Consider the following 1,498-nt stretch of genomic DNA (forward strand, 5'->3'; position numbering starts at 1 on the left):
TAATGACACCAGCTTTGGCAAGATGGGCCAAAAGTGCCCTTGAACCGTTGTTCGGTGCTTTTGTAAGGCATCCAAGATTAGCGCTGCCAATCTAAGGCGGACCAAAAAAAGCCCCGTAAAGAGGCTTGTACGGATCCATTTTTTCACGGATTAATATCTTGTGCAACGGTTACCATTGTTGGCATTTCGTTATTTTTCCAATAAATATTTGTCAATGTAGACTTGTAATGTTTCGTCTCCACCTTGTTTTCTAAGTAATTTCAATCGAATTTCATCATTTGACATTTCAGTGTCTTCATAATCCATATCGGTATACCCTTTCGGTATTCCAACGAATTCTTCTAAATCCTCAATCGTCCAGTTTAATTTTTTCAGAGCTCTTTGAGTAAATAATACTCTTGGGTCAATATATACATCAAAGTCCTTATAGCATTCTGCTACGACTTCTAATACTTCAATTAAGCATCTTTCCGATAAATCAATAACATTTCCGCTTGGAACACTTTTAATCTCAGAATTTGTTGGAACATAAAATTGGTCAGAATCGTAAAATATTCCTTCAAAAATACTCTGCTCTTTTGCTATTGGAATAACTCCTGTTTTCTGTGCGTGATTTCTAAATTCAACAAACGATTTAGCAACTTCGCTTTTCCTTAATCTTTCTTGTCTTATTTTATACCATTCATCAAATTCTGGATATTTTCTCATTACGAATTGTAATGTAAAAGTGATACTTCTTAATGCACTTACATAGGCACTAAAAATATAGTTATATTCATTGTCCCAAGAATGTGTTTCCTTCAATTTCGATAAGAAATAGTCCGCTTCGCCTATTTTATGAGAAACAATATGTATTCCAGCATTTGGGAATGTAAATTTTTCGGTCATTTATTTTTATTATTTAAGCACATCAGTGCCTGCAATGGATGTTCCAATAGCCCAAACTGTTTCAATTGTAGATGTTACTCCATTCATTACTTTTGTTCTGACTTTATTGACTCTTTTTTTAACTTGCTCCATATCTGTTTCCTTTTTTTTATTGGTTATTTGGCTCAAAATGAACCTTAAAATTATTAAACTAATTACTAAAAAGACTACTGGAACAAAACCATTGCAGTGCAAAGAGGCTACCTCTAAGGATTTCTTAAATATCTTCTAATTTTTTTTGTGTTTCTGTTTTTTTAATGAATGCCAACGTGTTTGTGTATGGTTAGTTGCGTGGTTCAGCAACTAAATTAGTAAACTTTTACGAACCCGTGAATATTCCGTAGGAATATTCGCAAGTAAGCTGAAAAAAGCAATTAATTATACACGGCTTAAGTTTGATTCTCTTTAAATTGATGTGTTAATCAGAAAGAACAAAAGAGAGAATTAAGGTTACTATACACGGTGAAGCTTACGACTTCGACAACATTGATAATCCTCTCTCTTTTACTACTTAAATCACGTTCAGTTCTGTGAGACTTTAGATCTCGTTTTCAAGTTGTTGTGATACCAG

General features: G+C 33.4%; 2 protein-coding genes. Both read right to left on the reverse strand.

What is annotated here, in order from left to right:
- Window positions 1-189 precede the first annotated feature (189 nt).
- Window positions 190-888: a hypothetical protein gene (locus tag BFP75_RS17580; protein ID WP_099546657.1), complete on the reverse strand. Its 699-nt coding sequence runs from the start codon at window positions 886-888 to the stop codon at window positions 190-192.
- A 9-nt stretch (window positions 889-897) separates the two neighbouring features.
- Entirely contained in the window at window positions 898-1,020 is a 123-nt protein-coding gene (locus BFP75_RS22575; RefSeq protein WP_262497621.1) for a hypothetical protein, read from the reverse strand.
- Window positions 1,021-1,498: the final 478 nt, after the last annotated feature.

Origin of the sequence: Maribacter sp. 4G9 (assembly GCF_002742265.1) — a bacterium.
GTDB lineage: Bacteria > Bacteroidota > Bacteroidia > Flavobacteriales > Flavobacteriaceae > Maribacter.